Raw genomic sequence first — 19,335 nt, 5'->3', positions numbered from 1 at the left:
AGCTGAGCCAATCGCACAACGCAAAACGGGCAGCCATCATTGGCTGCCCGTTTTGTTTTTGGCTGTCTCTAAGCGTTATTCACTGTCGTCAGAGGCTTCTACGATGCCACAGCCCACGCGGCTTCCGCCGCCACCCAGTGCTTCAGGGTCATCCGAATAGTTATCGCCGCCTTCGTGAATCATGATGCTGCGGCCTTTTACATCCTCGACACTCAAGCGCGGCGCGAGGACAGGTAGAGTGGCGTTGCCGTCTTCATCGACGATAAGCACGGGTAAATCGCCCAGGTGGCCGTCGTCGTAGGGCCCTTTGTGGCTGCCTGTTTCTTCCGGGTCATAATGGCCCCCGGCATAAAGCCCCGCGGTCATGTGCCCGCTGTCGTTTTCCTGAGCCTCGCAGCTTGGGTTCTGGTGTACATGAAAGCCATGGGGGCCAGTCTCCAGATCGCTGAGGTCAGGCGTCAACAGCAGGCCATGTTCAGTGTCTTCCAGCGTGATGCTGCCGATGGACTCGCCGACGCCTTCGGCGCTGATTTTATGCATTCCTACATCCATGCTGTTGTTAGCCTGAGCAGCAGAGACGAGCAGTAGAGAGGCGGAAAGACCGCCGATTATTGCTGCATGACGCATGATGATGTCTCCTTTCCTTGTCCATGGAAATTTCGCGATAAGGTACTTCCTTAAAGTAGCTGCATGAGGGCTAAACTGCCAATCGTTCGTCCCGCGCTTTTCCCATCGCGTGGGTGACAACGCCGCGCCAAGCCGCGACAATGGCACTCTGCCATAGTGACTCGTTATGATTACCCAGGAGCGTTATGACGCCACTCAACATCCTCTATCAGGATGAGCATCTGGTTGCGGTACATAAGCCGTCAGGGCTTTTAGTCCACCGTTCGGCGCTGGCGCGTGGAGAAACTGAATTTCTCCTTCAACGGCTGCGTAATCAGCTTGGCAAACGCGTCTACCCGGTGCATCGGTTAGACCGGCCCACCTCAGGCGTGATGGTGTTTGGTTTATCCTCAGAGGTCGCTGCTCTGCTCAGCGACGCCTTTAGCGAACGTCAGGTCGAAAAGCGCTACCTGGCCGTGGTGCGCGGTAAAGCCCCGGAAAGTGAGCGCTTGGATTACCCGCTCCGGGAAGAGGATGGCACGCGCCCCAAGGCGGAAATGCCCGCGATGCCAGCGATGACGGATATTCGCCGCCTGGACAGTGCTGAGCTACCTGTCCAGGTCGACCGCTACCCCGTGGCGCGCTACTCGCTGGTCGAGGCGCGGCCACTGACCGGGCGGCGCCATCAGATTCGCCGCCATCTTTCGCGGCGTGGCTACCCCATCATTGGTGATGCCAAACATGGCAAAAGTGTCCACAATCGCTTTTTTGCCGAACAGCTAAGTGCTCCCCGGTTACTGCTGGCCGCGACCTATCTGGCGTTTGACCATCCGCTGTTCGACAAGCGCATTCAGCTTAGCTGTGCCCTGGATGACACCATGAGCACGCTGCTTGATTACCTGGGCTGGTCTGGCCACTTGCCCCTGGACAGCGTGCGGACGCCGCCTGTCGGCACGCCATCCGCCCTTTTAACATGAGCCTGGGAGATATTATGTCGTCTGCGGACTACGATTTTCGCTTCGGCGGGATTCGCCGCCTCTATGGTCAGCGTGCCGCGGATGTATTTCGCCATGCCCACGTGGTGGTCGTCGGCGTCGGTGGGGTAGGTAGCTGGACAGTCGAGGCGCTGGCGCGCTCGGGCATTGGCAAGCTGACGCTGATCGACCTGGATGATGTCTGTGTCTCCAACGTCAACCGGCAGCTTCACGCGCTGGATGGCACCATCGGCAAGCCCAAGGTCGACGTACTGGCTGAGCGCTGCCGCCTGATTGCCCCCGAGATTGAGATTGTCGCTGATACCGCCTTCGTCACGCCCGCCAATCTTGCCGAGCGCGTCCCCGATGACGCTGATCATGTGGTGGATGCCATCGACAGCGTGATCGCCAAGGCCGCGCTCATCGCCTGGTGCAAACGGCGCAAAATTCCGATTACCGTGACGGGGGCGGCGGGTGGGCAAACCGACCCGACACGCATTCAAGTGTCGGATTTAACCCGCACCGAGCACGATCCGCTTCTATCAAAGGTCCGCTCGCGGCTGCGCCGGGACTACGGCTTCTCCCGCAACCCCAAACGGCGTTTCTCGGTGGAATGCGTCTACTCCGATGAACAGCTCATCTACCCCAGCGGCGACGGCGAAGTCTGCCTGCAAAAGCCCGGTAGCGGTGACGCCACGCGGTTGGACTGCGCTTCAGGCTTTGGCGCCGCCACTTTTTTAACCGGCACTTTTGGTTTTGTTGCTGCCTCAAAAGTGCTTGAGCGACTTGCCAAAAAAGCCAACCAGCCAGCGACTCAAAAGGAAGCTTTATGACCGCTCCCGTCCCCGGTATTTACCGCCATTACAAAGGCAGCCTTTACGAAGTGCTCGGGACTGCCCAGCACAGCGAAAGTGAAGAGCCGCTGGTTGTGTATCGTGCCCTGTATGGCGACTACGGTCTCTGGGTGCGCCCGCTTGAGATGTTTATGGAGACAGTCAGCAAAGAGGGCCAGACCCAGCCCCGTTTTGCGCTGGAAAAAGCGTTTTCGTGAGTGCTATTGCTTATATTCTTTAATCAGCTATCTTTATAACCTTTATTGAATGGCGTCAACATTGAGGATATAAGCATGAAGACCTTCGCGCTTTCCCAGCACAAGGGAGAAGGCACGCCGGATGTCGCCGGTTTTTTTGATCCACGCACCTTCAGCGTTCAGTACGTAGTGAGCGACCCTGCTACCCAGCAGTGCGCGATTATTGACCCGGTGCTGGATTACGATGAGAAGTCTGGCGCGACGGCGACCTTTAATGCGGACGAGTTACTGGCTTATATAGAGCAAGCAGGGCTTTCGGTCGCCTGGATTCTGGATACCCATCCCCACGCTGACCACTTCTCGGCGGCCCACTATTTACAAGAAAAAACCGGCGCGCCCACCGCCATTGGCCAGCACGTCACTCAAGTGCAGGCGCTGTGGAAGGATATCTATCACTGGCCGGAAATGCCCACCGACGGCCGTCAGTGGGACACGCTGTTTGCGGAAGGCGACACGTTTAAAATCGGTAAGCTGGACGCCCGCGTGCTGTATTCGCCAGGCCACACACTGGCCTCGATTACTTATGTGGTCGGCGATACGGCTTTCGTTCATGACACCCTTTTTCAGCCTGATTTTGGTACCGCCAGGGCGGACTTTCCCGGTGGAAGTGCCAAAGCGCTATGGGATTCCATCCAGCAGATTCTCTCCCTGCCCGACCATACTCGCTTGTTCACCGGCCACGATTATATGCCTGATGATCGAGAGCCCCAGTGGCAAAGCAGCGTCGCCGAACAGCGGGCGCACAACCCGCACTTGGTGGGCAAAAGCCAGGATGACTACATTGCGCTGCGCCAAAAACGTGACAGCGAGCTCCCCATGCCCAAGCTGATTCTCCACGCGCTACAGGTCAATACCCAAGGCGGTCGCCTCCCGGAACCAGAGGCCAACGGCAAGCGCTACCTGAAAATTCCGCTGGATGCACTGGAAGGTGCGGCCTGGGAGTAACGCCCACGGATAGTCTGATGGGTACGTTTTACGGTAGGCTGTTGGCCAACTGTTTTACTTTTCCGCCAAGGAACGGTCATGCCCCCGATATCGCCGCAACAAACGCTCAAGGACGTCTTCGGCTTTGACGACTTTCGCGGTGGCCAGCAGGCGGTAGTGTCAAGGGTGCTGGATGGGTACTCCACGGCGGCGATTTTTGCCACCGGTGCAGGGAAGTCGCTCTGCTATCAGTTGCCAGCGATTCACCTTCCGCACTTGACCCTGGTGGTGTCGCCGCTGCTGGCGCTAATGCAGGATCAGCTTTCCTTTCTGGCCCGTCATGGTGTGGCCGCAGCGAGTATTGATTCCACCCAAGACCGTGACACCACCCGTGACGTCATGGAGCGAGCCAAAAGCGGCGAGCTGAAAATCCTCATGGTCTCGGTGGAGCGGCTCAAGAACGAGCGTTTTCGGCACTTTCTACGCCAGGTGCGTATTTCGCTTATGGTGGTCGACGAAGCCCACTGCCTCTCTGAATGGGGGCATAACTTCCGCCCCGATTACCTCAAACTGCCGGACTACCAGCGTGAGTTTGCCATTCCCCAGGTGCTGTTGCTCACCGCCACGGCAACGCCCGCCGTTATCGCCGATATGCGTGAGAAGTTTGCCATCGCGCCGGATAACGTCATCACCACCGGCTTCTACCGTCCCAATCTTGAGTTGCTGGTGGCACCTGCCCTGGAGGATCGCCAGCAGCAGTTGATTGAGTGGCTGACACCGCAGATGCAACCGGGCTTTGAGGCGCCGACGATTATCTATGTCACCCTGCAGCAAACTGCAGAGCAGGTGGCGAAAGCGCTGACGGCTCAAGGCATTGCCGCCCAGGCATATCATGCAGGGCTCGATTCGCAGCGGCGGGATGAGATTCAGGGGCAGTTCATGCGCGGGGAATCGCCCTGCATCGTGGCCACCATTGCCTTTGGCATGGGCATCGACAAGGGCAATATCCGCAACGTCGTTCACTATGACCTGCCCAAATCCATCGAAAACTACAGCCAGGAGATCGGCCGGGCGGGGCGCGACGGCCGGCCTTCCACCTGCCTCACCATGGCGGGACGCGATGGCTTGCGGGTGCTGGAAAATTTCGTTTATGGCGATACCCCCGAATACGCCGGCATTGTCCGCTTGCTGGAAGAGATCGCGGCAGCAGGTGGCCAGCCCGACCGCCAGTGGGAAGTGTTGCTTTTCACGCTTTCCCGCGACACCAATATCCGTTCGCTGCCATTGAAAACTCTATTAGTGCGGTTGGAAATGCACGGCATTATCGCCCCGCGCTTTGCGTTTCTCGCCGAGTATCGGCTGCGCTATCACATCGAACCCGCGGAACTGGTGAGCCGCTTTGAGGGCGAGCGCGCGGCCTTTGTGCGCCTTATTGTCGATAACATCCCCATCGCCCGGACCTGGGGAACGGTGGATTTTGAGCGCCTGCACAGTGCGGGGCAGGCCCAGCAGATTGACGCCTCCCGTGCCCGCGTGATTGCTGCGCTTGAGTACTTTCAGGATAAAGGCTGGCTGACCCTGGAAGGCAAGCGGATGACCGACGTGTACGAGGTGCTTCAGCCGAATTTTGCCATTGATGCGCTGGCGAGTCAGTTAATTGACGAATGCCGACATCGGGAACGAATTGAGATTGAGCGGCTACAGGCCATGCTGGCGCTGTTTGAATCGGAAAGTTGTCTGACGCGGCGGCTGGCCGAACACTTTGGCGATAGCACTTTTGAAGCACCACCCGAGACCGAGCAGGGCCGCTGCGGGCACTGCTCGGTGTGTTACGGCCACCCCGTGCGACTGCCGGATGCGCCGCCGCTGCCCGCGCTAAGCGATGCTGATTTTGCGCGCTATGCCAGGCCGCTGATTGAGCGCCACACCGAACAGTTTAGTCAGCCGCCTAATGCGCAGCGGCTGGCGCACTTTCTGTGCGGCCTCACCATGCCGATATTCACACCGCTCAAAGCTCGTGGCCTTAACGGCTTCGCGGTTTTCGAACAGCGGCCCTACCCGGACGTGCGCCAGTGGGCTGAAAGGCATTTAGGCAATGCCGACCACTAACGACATGTCATTCCCAAGCAGGGAAGGGGTCGGGTAGCGTCTTCCACGCTTCCATGCCTTCGAGCAACTCTGCTTCACTCAGCAGGCAATCATCCAGCGCTGCGCGCATTTTGGCTTGATCCAGACTCTGGCCGATAAATACCAGTTCCTGGCGCATGTCGCCAAACGGTTCTTGCCACTTGTCCATAATAAACTGTCGTGTTTCTGGGTCGTCCGGCCATTGGTCTTCAGGAATGGCTTTCCAGAATACGCCGGCCATACCGTGGTGGGCGATACCGCCTGCCTGGCTCCACTGGCCCGCGTAGCGCGGGCGGGTCGCCAGCCAGAAGAAGCCTTTCGAGCGTAGCAGGCCGTTACCGAACCACTCCTGATTCAGCAGGTCGTGAAATTTTTGGGGATGGAAGGGGCGGCGGGCATGGTAGGCAAAGCTGACGATGCCGTACTCTTCGGTTTCGGGCACGTGCTCACCGCGCATCTCTTTCAGCCAGCCGGGTGCCAGTTGTGCGCGCTCAAAGTTAAACTTGTCGGTGTCGAGCACCTTATCCAGCGGCACGTCGCCCTGAGTAATCGGCACCAGTTCAGCATCGGGGTTCAGCGAGCGCAGAATGGCTTTTAGAGCGTCCAGCTCTTTGTCGCTAATCAGATCGGTCTTGCTGATCAGCAAGACGTCGCAAAACTCAACTTGATCGACCAGCAGGTCGGCCACGTTGCGTTCATCCTCTTCACCCAAACTTTCGCCTGCTTCGGACAGGCTTTGCGCTTCGCGGTACTGCTCCAGAAAATTTGCCCCGTCGACCACAGTGACCAGCGTATCCAGCCGCGCTAGGTGGGAAAGGCTCTGGCCGCTTTCATCTTCGAACGTGAAGGTTTCCGCCACGGGCAACGGCTCGGAAATGCCGGTGGACTCAACCACTAGATAATCGAACTTGCCTTCCCGGGCCAGTTGGCTGACCTCTTCCAGCAAGTCTTCACGCAGGGTGCAGCAGATGCAGCCATTGCTCATCTCGACCAGCCGTTCCTCACTGCGATTAAGCGCCACCTCGACATCCAGCGTCGACTGGCCAGGGCCGCCGCGCACCAGCGCGCCGTCGATATTGACCTCGCTCATATCGTTGACGATGACCGCCACACGGCGACCTTCACGGTTGGCAAGAATATGATTGAGCACGGTGGTTTTGCCAGCACCCAGAAAACCCGAGAGCACTGTCACGGGTAAAGGAGAAAGCGCAGTCATTACCAGGTCACCTCTAAATGATAGTATGTTATGTAATAATATAACAAAAAAGAGGTGGCAACAGAAAGATATGTTTCTCTGGCGTCTACATGAAGCTCTTCATGAGCAGCAATCAGCGCTTATATTGCGTTGGGCAGTAGCCGCGTAGGACATCCGGTGAGCGCAGAGCGGTATGTTTCGTCGCGCGGCCGGTGACCCGTTTGCGCCAGAGGCGAAATGAAGCCGGTTTCAGCTGGTGGCGCATTACCTCGATTACATCGGGTTCGGCAAGACCATAGAGCGTTGCAATGGCTTCAAATGGCGTGCGGTCTTCCCAGGCCATTTCGATGATGCGTGACTGTTCATCGTCAGGTAGGCGGCGAAACCGTTTGACGGCAGCTTTGGGCATGGCGATACCTTTTTGAGTTTAGGGAAAATGTAAGTGCGTACACGCGACGAGTGGCGGCGTTTTATGGCGATCCAGCGCAGAACCTGGAAAAGAGCGTCAGCCCGTATGGTAGGCGAGGGTGTTGGATGGCACCAGTCCAACCGGGCGACATAGCGTCGCAATATAAGGTGTCATTCGGGTTTGGCGGCCAACAGGGCACGAAACAAGCCGTTCATCAGGACCGGTTCGTCGTGGCGGATCTGGAATCCGGCCTGGGTAAGCAACGGCTCTGCTTGGCGGGTAATATCGGTTGCGAGTGCAGACGTCACTATATTGACAAGACGTCGACTAGCACCTGCTGGCTGGCCGTCAGGCTGGAACTTGTCCATCACGCATAACTGACCGCCAGGCCTGAGTACGCGGTAAGCTTCAGCCAGACCTTGCTGGGGGTTGGGCATGACAGCGAGCAGTAAATGCATGATCACAACGTCGAAATGCTCGTCCGGATAGGTTAGCGCTTCAGCATCCATTACGTGGCAAGTGACATCGCGCTGATAGCGATGAGCACGAGTCTTGGCGCGCGTGACCATGGCGGGTGTCAGGTCGGTTAAATGAATCTCCAGCTCACGAGGTATAAAAGGAAGGTCTAACCCAGTGCCAGCCCCCACCAGCAAGACGCGCATTCCAGGTTCCCAGTCCACCTGACCCAGCGCCACCCGCCGAGGCCTGCGAAAAGCACGACTCGCAATGGCATCGTATAGTGGCGCATAGGCGGTATAGCGTATACGGTTCCAAACGGTGGTGTTGAGCATCAATGCCCTCACTGGCATGCAGCGTTGATCAATCATCTATAGCACGAATGAGTAAAGGTCACCAACAAGGGTGGGGCTTCGGGAAGGCTCGATCTTGCTTTAATTTTATGAGGTCATTGTTTAAAGGCTGATGGTCAGTTTGTTTTTTTAATATAGTTTTATGAAGCTTTTCTTATTTTTAATCGGCTTTAATTTATTTTTTATGATTAAAACGGTTGGTTAGATTCTCGAGAATATCGAGTAACAGCTGGCGGTCACTTGTATCGAGTGGTGCCAGAAGTTGCTTTACCCGACTGGACTGGTCGTCCAGGTGAAAGCTGGCTTGCCCTAATAACAATGCGGCCTCGCAGTTGAAGATTTCTGCCAGTTCCAGCAGCCGAACGATGTTGGGGATCACCCTGCCACGCTCTATCCGCGACACGGCCTCATTGCCAATGCCCAAGCGTTCAGCCACTTCTTCCTGGGTAAGTTGACTGCGAATCCGCTGCTTGGCAATTGCTCTGCCAATGTTGCTAGCTAGCCGTTTCTGTTCAGTTTTGTTCACAGTGCCCTCCGTATAGACCTAAATGGTTGAGGATCAACCTATTGACATGAAGGACTGTTTGGGTTGAATATCAACTTTTTAGGTTGATGTACAGCAGGATAGAGAGTTTTTGATAGCAACGTCTGCAGGGGAAATAGGCAGATGAAAAATTTAATTTCTTTGATCATTTAATTAAAAGTAAGTTGGGTGTTTTTAGTTGGTTTTTTAGGGGTGAGTTGAAGCTATTTTCGCGTTTTCATAAATGGACGTAGTTGATTAGGTGGGCCTTAGCTGATGCCAAATTAAAGGCAGATTTAGACGCACAGCGGGTGTAGGCCCTGCCGTTGGAAGCGGCGGGTCGTGGTTTATAACGTAATACATGAAATTATTTACTCTACTAGCGAATGGTTCAGGGATGATCACACCGCAGCCTTATACAGCCTTTGGCGAGCAGACGTGGCGTACCTGTCGGATTTCAAGGCGTTAATATCATGTCTTCTACTAAGGCTCCAGTGGTTTTTGGGCAGTTGGCTGACAGCTTGACCTCTGTCAGTGAAAACGGTTTTTTTTATCACTTGGTAAAAGCGCTCTCGGACATCCTGTGCGTTGACCATGTGCTATTGGCACGCTTTGATTCTGAGCGTGGTATCGCAACCCCTTTGGCCTTCTGGACCCATGGGGCGCCCAGCGAGCTGGATACGTACGCTGTAAAGGACACACCCTGCGAACAGGTCGTTATGCTAACCCGCTGGCGCACCCTGTCGGGTGTAAGCGACCACTTCCCTAATGACGCACGGCTGGGTGAGCTATCGGCGGAAGGCTATTGGGGCATGGCGCTACAAGCACCCGACGGCACCTGCATGGGGGTGCTTGCCATCATGCACTCGTCACCTCTGGTGCTGCCTGCCTACGCTGAAGAGATCTTGCGAGTCATCGCGATACTGGGGGGAACCGAACTTGCCCGCCAACTCACCCAGGATAATGTTCAAGCACGGTTACGCAGAAAGAAAAGAGCACTGCAGCTAATGAATCGGCGTCACGATTTATTAATGCATACCGGTAGCGAACAACATTTGTTGCAGTCAGCGTGCAGCTTGGCGGTGGGCATCGGCGGGTACGCTGGCGCCTGGGTTACCGCGTTTACGCCTGATGCGGGATCAGAGGAGGTTTTATCCATAGAGGCGATGGCGGATGAAGACGGTGAGGCCGCTTCCTGGTTGAGCCCCGCTCAGCTCTTTATTTCACGTTACTGCAAAGGGCTGGCCGAGAGAGCGCTGCAGCTTAATCGTCCTGTCGTCATTGAGCGCCCCAATGATGAAACATTGCCTTTGGGGGTTAATCAGGCCCTCAGCGTGCTGGGAGCCGAACAGGTGGTTGCCTTGCCGCTTCAGTATGCCGATAAGCAGTACGGTGTAATGACGCTTTATCATCGACAGTCTGACAGGCTGAACGTCGAAGAAATGCAGTTGCTGGAAGAACTGGTCGATGAACTATCATTAGGGATCTATAGCCGTCGGCAAAAACAAGCGGAAGCACGTATCCAGCATGCGGTCACCAGAATTGCGACGGCCGTCTCCGCCAGTAGCGGCGAGGCGTTTCTTCATCAACTCACGGTACACATGGCCGAGGCCTTATCGGCAGAAGTCGGGTTTATTGCGCTGCTGGATGAGCAAGATACTGATTTCGCTTGTACATTAACGCTGTACGTAGAAGGCCAGCTTCAGGATAATTTTACCTACTACCTGCCTGGGGTGCCTTGCCACAAGGTGATGGTCGAACAGGAATGCATTGTTCATAAAGATGCTGCCTTCATGCTTCCCGGTGAAACGAAGGGGGCGCTGAGTTGGGTAAATGGGTATGTAGGGAGGCGCTTGGATAATAGCCATGGTCAACCCATGGGGCTTGTTGGCGTGATGTTCAAAGAGCCGCTGGCCGAGGTGGAGATTGTACGTAATGTGCTGCAGATATTTGCAGCCCGTGCTGCGTCAGAGCTGGAGCGCCAGGAAGATGAAAGCCGTATAAGGCAACTGGCCTTTAATGACACGGGTACCCAATTACCCAACCGAGCGGCTTTCATGCGCCACTTAAAGCATGTGCTCACCGATATACCGGCTCCGGGCCTGGCACTGTTAATTCTGGACCTTAATCATTTCAAAGAGATCAATGACACCGCCGGGCACGATTTGGGGGATCTAGTCCTTAAAGAAGTGGCCAGTCGCTTGGCGGCATCATTGACGCACAACGAGTATCTGGCACGGTTGGGCGGAGATGAGTTTGTTGTGGTCTGCCCTGCTCGCGATGAAGCCGAAGCCCTGGCAAATGCACGGCGATTGTGCAAGTGCATCGAGGATCCTTTCAGCATCTACCAGCAATCCTTCGAACTCACGGTCAGTGTCGGCATCTCGCTCTCCCCTCGGCATGCAACAACGCCTTTGGACCTTCTTAAGGATGCCGACATTGCCATCTACCAAGCCAAGCGCCAAAAGCTGCCTGTTTGTGTCTTTGAACCGTGGATGGAGTGCGAAGTCGCTGAGCAGTTGCAGATAGCCAAACGGCTGTCCAATGCCATTACAGAAAAACAACTGCGTCTGCATTTTCAGCCACAGGTCGACCTTCGGAATGGAAAGTTAATCGGCGCTGAGGCGTTATGCCGTTGGCACGATGAGGAACTTGGTGTCGTGTCACCTGGCAAGTTTATTCCCATTGCCGAAGACCGCGGCATGATGGTGGCGCTGGGCAACTGGGTTATAGAAGAAGCCTGTCGGCATCTGGCGCAATGGCACCAACAGGGCCTGTGGCTACCGGGGCAGTTGGCGATCAACATTGCGGCCGACCAGTTTGAAGACGGTGATCTGGTAAGGTCACTATTGGACTACTGCCAGCAGTTTCAGGTGGAAGCCTCAATGCTCAGCCTGGAAATCACCGAAAGCGGTATCATGGTGAATCCCGAAAAGGCCATAGCCATGACCAAAACCCTGAAAGGAAAAGGGTTGGGATTGGCGATTGATGACTTTGGTACAGGGTATTCGTCGTTGGCCTATTTAAAGCGTTTTGCCGCCGATAAAATCAAGATTGATATTTCATTCGTTCGCGACATGCTCACCAGCGACAATGACCGCGTTATAGTCGAGACAATTATTGCCATGGCCACCACCTTGGGGCTCGCAACGATCGCGGAAGGTATTGAACATGCCTCCCAGGCGGAAGCACTGCTGGCGATGGGGTGTACCCAGGCGCAAGGCTACTATTTTGATCGGCCGCTACCCGCCGACCAGTTTGCTGAACGCTGGCTTGTGGGCGCTCAGCGTTTGTGAGGGACATTCACCAAACTGTTGCTTGTAGTCATGGGCGAACTGACCCAGATGCCAGAACCCCCAATAAGTGGCAATCTCGGTCACCGACTGATCAGGGGCTGCGGCCCGCAATGCCCGTCGAACCCGGTTGAGCCGGGTAAGGCGCAGAAACTGCAGCGGGCTGACGCCAAGAATGGTGGTAAAGCTGTATTGCAGCGTGCGCCTGCTGACATGGGTCAGTTCGCACAGTGCCTCCATGGTGACCGGTCCTTCCAGATGTTCGTCGACGTAACGCTTAACGCGGTCGACGACTTCTTTTCGATGCGCATAGCTGGGTGGTGCTTCCTGGCAAGGCTTTTCCGCCTGCAGTAATTCAAGCAGAGCCATCAAAAAAATATCTCGATGCAGTCGTTCGGCAATGGTGCCTTTCGGGTTAACCACTAACTTTTCCAGCAAAAACGTAACGGCACTCAGCGTGTCATGCGCCACATGGCGGCGTGGTACTTGCTGCCATCGTTCATCCAGCCTAATACCCTGTTGCGCTGCGGCGGCGTTCAGCGTGGGCAAGTCAACCACCAAACCATAAATATCAAACGCATCTGGGGTGACGAGTTCAAAGTCGTGGCCGCCTGGTCGACACATGACCTCATCGACATTCAGCGCTTGTCCGTTAATGCGTGATCCTTGTGTTAATGGCGGTATGCCAATCCACAGCGAGTTGGGCCACACGCAGCAGTCTTGACGCAGCGCTTGGCCGGTGTGCTCTTTAAACACCTGCATACCGGTCAGCTCGATTTCATCCAGCCGACCGTAGAATCGGCCAGGGCTTAACTGGTCGTATTGCTGTTGCCAGCGCGTCAGGTTGTTGGCGTGCTCATCAGCATCAAACGCTTCCTGAATGCATCTTTTTGGTGCATGAGCGCTGCCAGACACGTCCATGATCAACTCCTTTGTGGCTGCTTAAGGACGTTAATTGCCCTGTTTTTTACGTACCTGTTTGTTTTTGTTTGGATTATCGAGAGTGTGGTGAGTTTGCCAAAACTCGATACTTCCCATTAAGGGTTAGCGCTAAGGTAGAAACAAGCAAGTATTGTACCTTGGCGCTTTTTTATAGCGCCTCATTCCGCCAAAAGGAACGCTTTATGGCACAAGCCTATCACTCCACGGTGGGGAGCCGCAGCTACCGCTTTGCAAGCCTGGCCGAGTTGATGGCCAAAGCCACGCCGCCCCGTTCCGGTGATCGCTTGGCCGGGGTGATGGCGGAGAGTGCCGAAGAGCGCGTAGTTGCCCAAATGGTGTTGGCCGAGCTGCCACTCACCACCTTTTTGAACGAGGCGTTGGTCCCCTATGAAGAGGACGAAATCACCCGGCTGATTGTCGATGACCACAACGCCGACGCTTTCGCGCCTATCAGTCACCTGACCGTGGGCGACTTTCGCAACTGGCTGCTCTCCGACCACGCCACCAGTGAGGTACTGACAGAAGTACGCGCAGGCATTACTCCTGAAATGGCCGCCGCTGTCAGCAAGCTGATGCGCAACCAGGATCTGATTCTGGTCGCCAAAAAGTGCCGGGTCACCACGGCTTTTCGTAACACCATCGGCCTGCCGGGTCGGCTCTCGACAAGGCTCCAGCCAAACCACCCCACCGACGATGTCACCGGCATTGCCGCCAGTATTCTCGACGGGCTGCTCTACGGCAGCGGCGACGCGGTGATCGGCATCAATCCGGCCACTGATAACGTCGCCCAGAGCGTCAAGCTGATGCGCCTGATGGACGAAGTCATTCAGAAATATCAGATCCCTACCCAGTCCTGCGTGCTTACCCACGTCACCAATACGCTGGAGGCGATTGAGCAGGGTGCCCCGGTTGATTTGGTGTTTCAGTCAATAGGCGGCACCGAGGCGACTAACCGCAGCTTTGGTTTTGACTTGAGCACCCTGGCGGAAGCGGAAGCGGCGGCGCAGTCGCTTAACCGCGGCACGGTGGGGCGCAACGTGATGTATTTTGAAACCGGCCAGGGCAGCTCGCTCTCCGCCGATGCCCATCACGGGCTTGACCAGCAAACCTGCGAGGCCCGCGCCTACGCGGTGGCCCGCAAGTTTAATCCGCTGTTGGTCAATACCGTGGTGGGCTTTATCGGCCCTGAATACCTGTTCGACGGCAAGGAGATCACCCGGGCGGGGTTGGAAGACCACTTCTGCGGCAAGTTGCTGGGCGTGCCCATGGGCTGCGACGTTTGCTATACCAACCACGCCGAGGCCGACCAGAACGATATGGATAACCTGCTCACGCTGCTCGGCGTGGCGGGCTGCAACTTCATCATGGGCATCCCCGGTTCTGACGACATTATGCTCAATTACCAGACCACCTCCTTTCACGACGCGCTCTACGCGCGGCGGGTGCTGGGGCTAAAAGCGGCGCCGGAGTTCGAGCGCTGGCTTGAAGACATGCAGATTTTCCAGGATGTCAGCACCCACCGGCTCAACGACCAGTTGCCTGCCGCCTTTGCCAATAGCCTGCGCCACCTGCCACAGGAGCCGCGACATGGTTGATAAGCCGACAGCGCCCATCGTCGTCGACAACCCCTGGGAGCGCCTGAATGCGTTTACCGACGCGCGAATTGGACTGGGGCGCGCGGGTGTCAGCCTGCCGACCAGCAAGCTGCTGGCCTTTCAGCTCGCCCACGCGCAGGCCCAGGACGCCGTTCATACCCCGCTGGATGTTGATGCGCTTGCCACTGAGTTAACAACCACACCTGAGGTGTCAGAGGCGCCCATACGCTTACATAGCCATGCCCAGGATCGCGCCATGTATCTGCAGCGGCCTGACTATGGCCGCCGTCTCAACGATGAGACCCGTGCGCAATTACAGCAGACCGCCGCCTCTCAGCAGCGCTATGACCTCGCGGTAGTGATTGTCGATGGACTCTCTGCGCTGGCCGTGCAGCAGAACAGCGTGCCGTTTCTCAGCACGCTGTATCAGATGTTCAACAGCGATGTTGCGGATTGGCAGCTAGCGCCGTTGACCATTGTCGAGCAGGGGCGGGTGGCGATTGGCGATGAGATTGGTGCGCTACTGAACGCTGACGCCGTTCTGGTGATGATCGGTGAACGGCCAGGGTTAAGCTCGCCGGATAGCCTGGGATTGTATATGACCTGGGCGCCGGAACCGGGACTAAAAGATGACCGGCGTAACTGTATTTCCAACGTGCGCCCGGCGGGTTTGCAGATCGAGGAGGCCGCCCGGCGCTTCTTTCTACTTTTTAAAGAGGCCCGTCAGCTCAAGGTGTCGGGGGTTAAGTTGAAAGATCGTAGTGAAGACGATGTGCTGGAAGGTGACGCCGCATCGGGTTCAATACGCAACTTTCTGGTCGCTGATTAACGACCTTGACGAACGGCAGCAGCCGTATAACAGCAGACGTATCACAACAACGACGTAATCATTCTCCAATAACAATATGGAACGCAGTAAGCAGCACATAGCAAAGCACGCCGCTGACGACACTTTCGTTCCACACCATGAGGGCAAAACGATGACACAACCATCAGTTGATCAGGCGTATTTGGCAAAACGTCAACTGCGTAAAGGCACCGCCGGCTGGATGCTGCTGGCGGGGTTAGGGGTTTCCTATGTTATTTCCGGTGACTTTGCAGGCTGGAACTTCGGTATCGGCGAAGCGGGCTGGGGTGGTTTTGCGATTGCCGCCTGCTTGATGGCGTTGATGTATCTTGCGCTGGTGTTATCGCTTGCGGAAATGTCCGCCGCGATACCCGCAGCGGGTGGCGGTTACAGCTTTGCCCGCCAGGCCATGGGGCCGGCCGGTGGTTATCTCACCGGGCTTGCGGTATTGATCGAATACGCTCTGGCCCCGGCGGCGATCGTGATTTTCATCGGTGCCGCGGTGGAGTCATTACTGGGCATTAACGGTCCGCTGGTGTATCTGCTGTTTTACGCCGTGTTTATCGGTATTCACCTGGCCGGGGTGGGTGAAGCGCTGAAGGTCATGATGGTGATCAGCGGCTTGGCGGTGTTCGCCATCATTGCCACCGCCGTGGCGCTGATCGGCAATTTTGACGCCGCCAACCTGTTTGATATCGCCCCCACCGATGCGGCGGGCGCGAGTACCTTTATGCCGTTTGGCTGGTACGGTATCTGGGCGGCGCTGCCCTTCGGCATGTGGCTGTTCCTGGCGGTGGAAGGTGTGCCGCTGGCAGCGGAGGAAGCCAAAGACCCCGCTCGGGATATGCCCAAGGGTATTATCGGCGCGATGCTGTTTCTGCTGTTCACCGCCTTGTTGGTCGTGGTGCTGCTCGCCGGTGCGGCGGGCGCCGAGATGATCGGCCAAAGCGGGGTGCCACTGGTCGATGCCCTGAATGCAGCGGGCAACCCAATGCTTGCCACCCTGGTTAACATATTGGGACTGGCCGGTCTGATCGCTTCCTTCTTCTCGATTATCTACGGCTATAGCCGTCTGGTATTCGCGCTTTCCCGTGCAGGCTATATTCCTAAACCGCTATCGCTTACCAGCGAACGCAAAGTGCCCTATCTGGCGCTGATTGTGCCCGGTGTGTTTGGCTTCTTGGTGTCACTCAGCGGCGAAGGCGATCTGATTCTTGGCATGGCAGTGGTGGGAGCGACAATCTCTTACGCGCTGATGGCGCTGAGCCATATCATGCTGCGAGTCAAACAACCGGATCTGCCGCGGCCTTATAAAACCCCTGGCGGCGTAGTGACCTCGGGCATTGCATTGGTGCTCTCGCTGGTGGCGCTCACTGGCGTATACGCCTTCGATCCCCGCGCGTTCAACTACACCATTGTGCTCTTCATTGCCGGGGCGGCCTACTATTTCCTCTACAGTAAAAATCATCTGGTCGCGAAAACCGCGGAGGAGGAATTTGCGCTGGTATCCGCATCACCTGAGGAACTGGACGCAGACGAACCCGCACCGGTGGCTGCTGCCAAGCTGTAAGCAAACCAGCGATTAAGCTACTGTAACCAAGGCCCCTGGCGGTACGACGCCAGGGGCTTTTTCTTACTCACGAGCCGTTGAGAGGTGATCGTATGACGCTGACCTTTAATGATCCCAGTGAACAGCAGCGCTGGTACGCCGTCGATGATGGCGTGATGGGCGGCCAATCCCGGAGTCAGTTCAGTGTTGTTGATGGTGAGGGGCGCTTTCATGGCGAGGTATCGCTGGAAAACGGCGGCGGTTTTGCCTCCGTTCGCCGCGAGCCCCACGATTTTGAATCAACGCTGGCGGATGCCCGTGGCATAACGCTAACCGTGCGCGGCGATGGACGCACCTATCAACTGCGCCTTAAAAGTAACTCCCTGGGCGATGCGTCCGCTTACCGGGTTAAATTTACCCCTGCCCAGGATAGTTGGGAAACCTTTTACTTTTCATGGGAGGCTTTCGAGGCCGTCCGCCGGGGCAAGCGACTGACTGACGCACCACCTATCGCTCCCGCAGATATTACTCAGGTGGGGTTTTTAATTGCCGATCGCACCGCCGGATCCTTCTGTTTGCGATTGCAATATATGCAATCGTTATGACCCAAGCGCTGGGGTTTCCACCAAGGTCGCCTCGTATGTAGTTTGCCGTTGGGTAACGCTAGCTAAAATCGACTGGAGGCCAGCCTGTGAAACTATCTCCCGCGTATCGCCTAGCGGCCACTATTCTGCACGGCTTTGACGAGTACCGTGCGCGCTTCAAACAGATTACCTTCGACGCCAGCCGCCGCTTTCGCGAGGCGGCATGGCGCGATGCCCAGCAGGCTTCGGCGGCGCGTATCAATCTCTACGGCGAAAAGGTGGAAGATACCCTCGGGCGTTTGCGGCGTACTTTCCCTCAAGATGTACTGGTTCATTGTGAAACCTGGGGCGAAGCGCGTCACCACTATGCGGAATTGATCAGCCAGCGGCTCGATTACGAATTGGCCGAAACCTTCTTCAACTCACTTTTCTGCTCGATTTTCCAGCATCGCCACATCCGCAATGAATGGATGTTCGTGTACAGCTCGCGGGAGGATGCCGCGCATCGCTCAGGCATTGAGTTGTGCCGTCGCTGCCCGGTGAATGCTGACTGGCCAAGTGCCCTGAGGTGGGCGCTGGAAGAAGCTCCGTTCGATAACCCCTTTGCCGATCTGGAACTGGATGTCGAGCTTGGGACAGCGTTACTGGAAGCCCAACTGCCCGCGGCGATATGGCAGGCCGACGATGCTCAGGTCGAGCTTTTGAAAAGTGTGTTCTATCGCAACAAAGGGGCTTATCTGGTCGGTCGTATCCTGGGCGGCGGCGAGCAGGTGCCGCTGGTGTTGCCGATCCTCCACGGCGAGGGCTTTGGCGAGCAGCAGGGCGGCGACCCTTGCCTTCATCTGGATACGGTGCTGACGGAAACCGATGAAGTCTCGATCATCTTCTCGTTTACCCGGGCCTATTTTCAGGTGGATGTGCCGGTACCAGGGGAGTTCGTTCAGTACCTGAAACAGCTGATGCCCCACAAGCCGGCGGGAGAGCTCTACGCCGCCATCGGTTTTTTCAAGCATGGCAAGACCGAGTTTTTCCGGGCGCTCAATCAGCAGGTGGCCAAGCGCGAGGACCAGTTTATCATTGCCCCCGGGGTGCGCGGCATGGTGATGGCGGTGTTCGTGCTGCCTACCTTCCGTACGGTATTCAAGATCATCAAAGACAAGTTCGATCCGGCCAAAGACGTGACCCACGCCGTGGTGCGCGAGAAGTATCGGCTGGTCAAACGGCACGACCGGGTCGGCCGTATGGCGGATACCCAGGAGTTCTCCAACTTCATCGTGCGCAAGGATCATTTCGATCCGGCGTGCCTGGAACATCTGCTGGAAGTGGCGCCCTCGACGGTCTCGCTAAAGGACGACAAGGTCATCATCAAGCACTGCTATACCGAGCGCATGATGACGCCACTGAATATTTACCTGGAGGAGTGCAGCGAGGACGAGCGGGCCACGGTGCTCAAGGATTATGGCAATGCCATCAAGCAAATGGCAGCGGCGAATATTTTTCCCGGGGATATGCTGCTCAAGAATTTTGGGGTGACCCGTCACGGTCGGGTGATTTTTTACGATTACGATGAGGTGTGCTACATCACCGAGTGCCGGTTTCGGCACATGCCGAAAGGCCAGGGGGTTGATGCATCCAGCTTATCGATCGGCCCCAACGATATTTTTCCCGAGGAGTTTGGCCCCTTCATGTTTGCCAATAAAGTGCTGCGCGATATGTTCATGGACCAACACCCCGAGCTCTTCGACCCCGACTACTGGCTGGAAGTACAAAAAGCGATTCGCGATGGCCGGGTCATTGATGTCTATCCGTATCGCAACAAGCAGCGTTTCGCGGGTACCGTGGGCCAGCTGGTATATTAGAAAGAACAC

The 19,335-nt window shown here is 56.4% G+C and carries 17 protein-coding genes; 11 read left to right on the top strand and 6 right to left on the bottom strand.

Going from position 1 to position 19,335, the window contains the following annotated elements; genetic code table 11:
• Nucleotides 1–75 precede the first annotated feature (75 nt).
• Nucleotides 76–627 carry a superoxide dismutase family protein gene (gene sodC, locus R3F64_RS12760; protein ID WP_085918387.1) on the bottom strand — a complete coding sequence of 184 codons (552 nt, stop codon included), beginning with the start codon at nt 625–627 and terminating at the stop codon, nt 76–78.
• A gap of 185 nt (nt 628–812) precedes the next feature.
• Between sodC and R3F64_RS12755 the strand changes: the two genes are divergently transcribed.
• From R3F64_RS12755 to R3F64_RS12735, 5 genes are all read left to right on the top strand, one after another.
• Nucleotides 813–1,583, top strand: coding sequence for a pseudouridine synthase (locus tag R3F64_RS12755; protein ID WP_085918388.1), 771 nt, complete (start codon nt 813–815; stop codon nt 1,581–1,583).
• 14 nt (nt 1,584–1,597) lie between these two features.
• On the top strand, nt 1,598–2,413 hold the full coding sequence (gene tcdA, locus R3F64_RS12750; RefSeq protein ID WP_233337338.1) for a tRNA cyclic N6-threonylcarbamoyladenosine(37) synthase TcdA: 816 nt from the start codon (nt 1,598–1,600) through the stop codon (nt 2,411–2,413).
• Nucleotides 2,410–2,631, top strand: coding sequence for a DUF1653 domain-containing protein (locus R3F64_RS12745; protein ID WP_085918390.1), 222 nt, complete (start codon nt 2,410–2,412; stop codon nt 2,629–2,631). The genes tcdA and R3F64_RS12745 overlap by 4 nt, the downstream gene beginning before the upstream one ends.
• Nucleotides 2,632–2,706: 75 nt before the next feature.
• Nucleotides 2,707–3,615, top strand: a complete 909-nt coding sequence (locus R3F64_RS12740) for an MBL fold metallo-hydrolase (RefSeq protein WP_085918391.1) — start codon at nt 2,707–2,709, stop codon at nt 3,613–3,615.
• Between the two features lie 78 nt (nt 3,616–3,693).
• Complete coding sequence (locus R3F64_RS12735; protein ID WP_332611808.1) at nt 3,694–5,703, top strand: RecQ family ATP-dependent DNA helicase; 2,010 nt, start codon at nt 3,694–3,696, stop codon at nt 5,701–5,703.
• A gap of 7 nt (nt 5,704–5,710) precedes the next feature.
• On the opposite strand, the gene zigA is transcribed toward R3F64_RS12735, so the two are convergent.
• The 4 genes from zigA to R3F64_RS12715 form a co-directional block, all read right to left on the bottom strand.
• Nucleotides 5,711–6,937: a zinc metallochaperone GTPase ZigA gene (gene zigA / locus R3F64_RS12730; RefSeq protein ID WP_332611806.1), complete on the bottom strand. Its 1,227-nt coding sequence runs from the start codon at nt 6,935–6,937 to the stop codon at nt 5,711–5,713.
• A 112-nt stretch (nt 6,938–7,049) separates the two neighbouring features.
• A complete protein-coding gene (locus tag R3F64_RS12725) occupies nt 7,050–7,325 on the bottom strand; it encodes a TIGR03643 family protein (RefSeq protein ID WP_085918394.1) in 276 nt (91 codons plus the stop codon).
• Nucleotides 7,326–7,495: 170 nt separating this feature from the next.
• Nucleotides 7,496–8,116 (bottom strand): class I SAM-dependent methyltransferase, encoded by a 621-nt coding sequence (locus R3F64_RS12720; protein WP_085918395.1) that lies wholly within the window; start codon nt 8,114–8,116, stop codon nt 7,496–7,498.
• Between the two features lie 193 nt (nt 8,117–8,309).
• Nucleotides 8,310–8,660, bottom strand: a complete 351-nt coding sequence (locus R3F64_RS12715; RefSeq protein ID WP_085918396.1) for a helix-turn-helix domain-containing protein — start codon at nt 8,658–8,660, stop codon at nt 8,310–8,312.
• 470 nt (nt 8,661–9,130) lie between these two features.
• Here R3F64_RS12715 and R3F64_RS12710 point away from each other — a divergent pair, with 470 nt between their 5' ends.
• Complete coding sequence (locus R3F64_RS12710) at nt 9,131–11,953, top strand: bifunctional diguanylate cyclase/phosphodiesterase (protein ID WP_254902881.1); 2,823 nt, start codon at nt 9,131–9,133, stop codon at nt 11,951–11,953.
• Here R3F64_RS12710 and R3F64_RS12705 read toward each other — a convergent pair.
• The gene (locus R3F64_RS12705) at nt 11,900–12,871 is read right to left on the bottom strand and encodes a helix-turn-helix domain-containing protein (protein ID WP_332611803.1); all 972 of its coding nucleotides are present in this window, start codon (nt 12,869–12,871) and stop codon (nt 11,900–11,902) included. The genes R3F64_RS12710 and R3F64_RS12705 overlap by 54 nt on opposite strands.
• A gap of 203 nt (nt 12,872–13,074) precedes the next feature.
• Here R3F64_RS12705 and R3F64_RS12700 point away from each other — a divergent pair, with 203 nt between their 5' ends.
• The 5 genes from R3F64_RS12700 (at nt 13,075) to aceK (ending at nt 19,326) form a co-directional block, all read left to right on the top strand.
• Nucleotides 13,075–14,487, top strand: a complete 1,413-nt coding sequence (locus R3F64_RS12700) for an ethanolamine ammonia-lyase subunit EutB (RefSeq protein WP_085918398.1) — start codon at nt 13,075–13,077, stop codon at nt 14,485–14,487.
• Entirely contained in the window at nt 14,480–15,316 is an 837-nt protein-coding gene (gene eutC, locus R3F64_RS12695; RefSeq protein ID WP_085918399.1) for an ethanolamine ammonia-lyase subunit EutC, read from the top strand. Before R3F64_RS12700 ends, eutC begins: the two co-directional genes overlap by 8 nt.
• A gap of 151 nt (nt 15,317–15,467) precedes the next feature.
• Nucleotides 15,468–16,904 (top strand): ethanolamine permease, encoded by a 1,437-nt coding sequence (gene eat / locus R3F64_RS12690; RefSeq protein WP_085918400.1) that lies wholly within the window; start codon nt 15,468–15,470, stop codon nt 16,902–16,904.
• Between the two features lie 92 nt (nt 16,905–16,996).
• A complete protein-coding gene (locus R3F64_RS12685) occupies nt 16,997–17,488 on the top strand; it encodes a CIA30 family protein (protein ID WP_332611800.1) in 492 nt (163 codons plus the stop codon).
• Between the two features lie 86 nt (nt 17,489–17,574).
• Nucleotides 17,575–19,326, top strand: coding sequence for a bifunctional isocitrate dehydrogenase kinase/phosphatase (gene aceK, locus R3F64_RS12680; protein WP_199284625.1), 1,752 nt, complete (start codon nt 17,575–17,577; stop codon nt 19,324–19,326).
• The last annotated feature ends 9 nt before the right edge of the window (nt 19,327–19,335 follow it).

It is taken from the genome of Halomonas sp. 5021 (genome assembly GCF_036663435.1).
Taxonomy (GTDB): Bacteria; Pseudomonadota; Gammaproteobacteria; order Pseudomonadales; family Halomonadaceae; genus Vreelandella; species Vreelandella janggokensis.
This window is presented reverse-complemented; position numbering and strand designations above follow the sequence as displayed.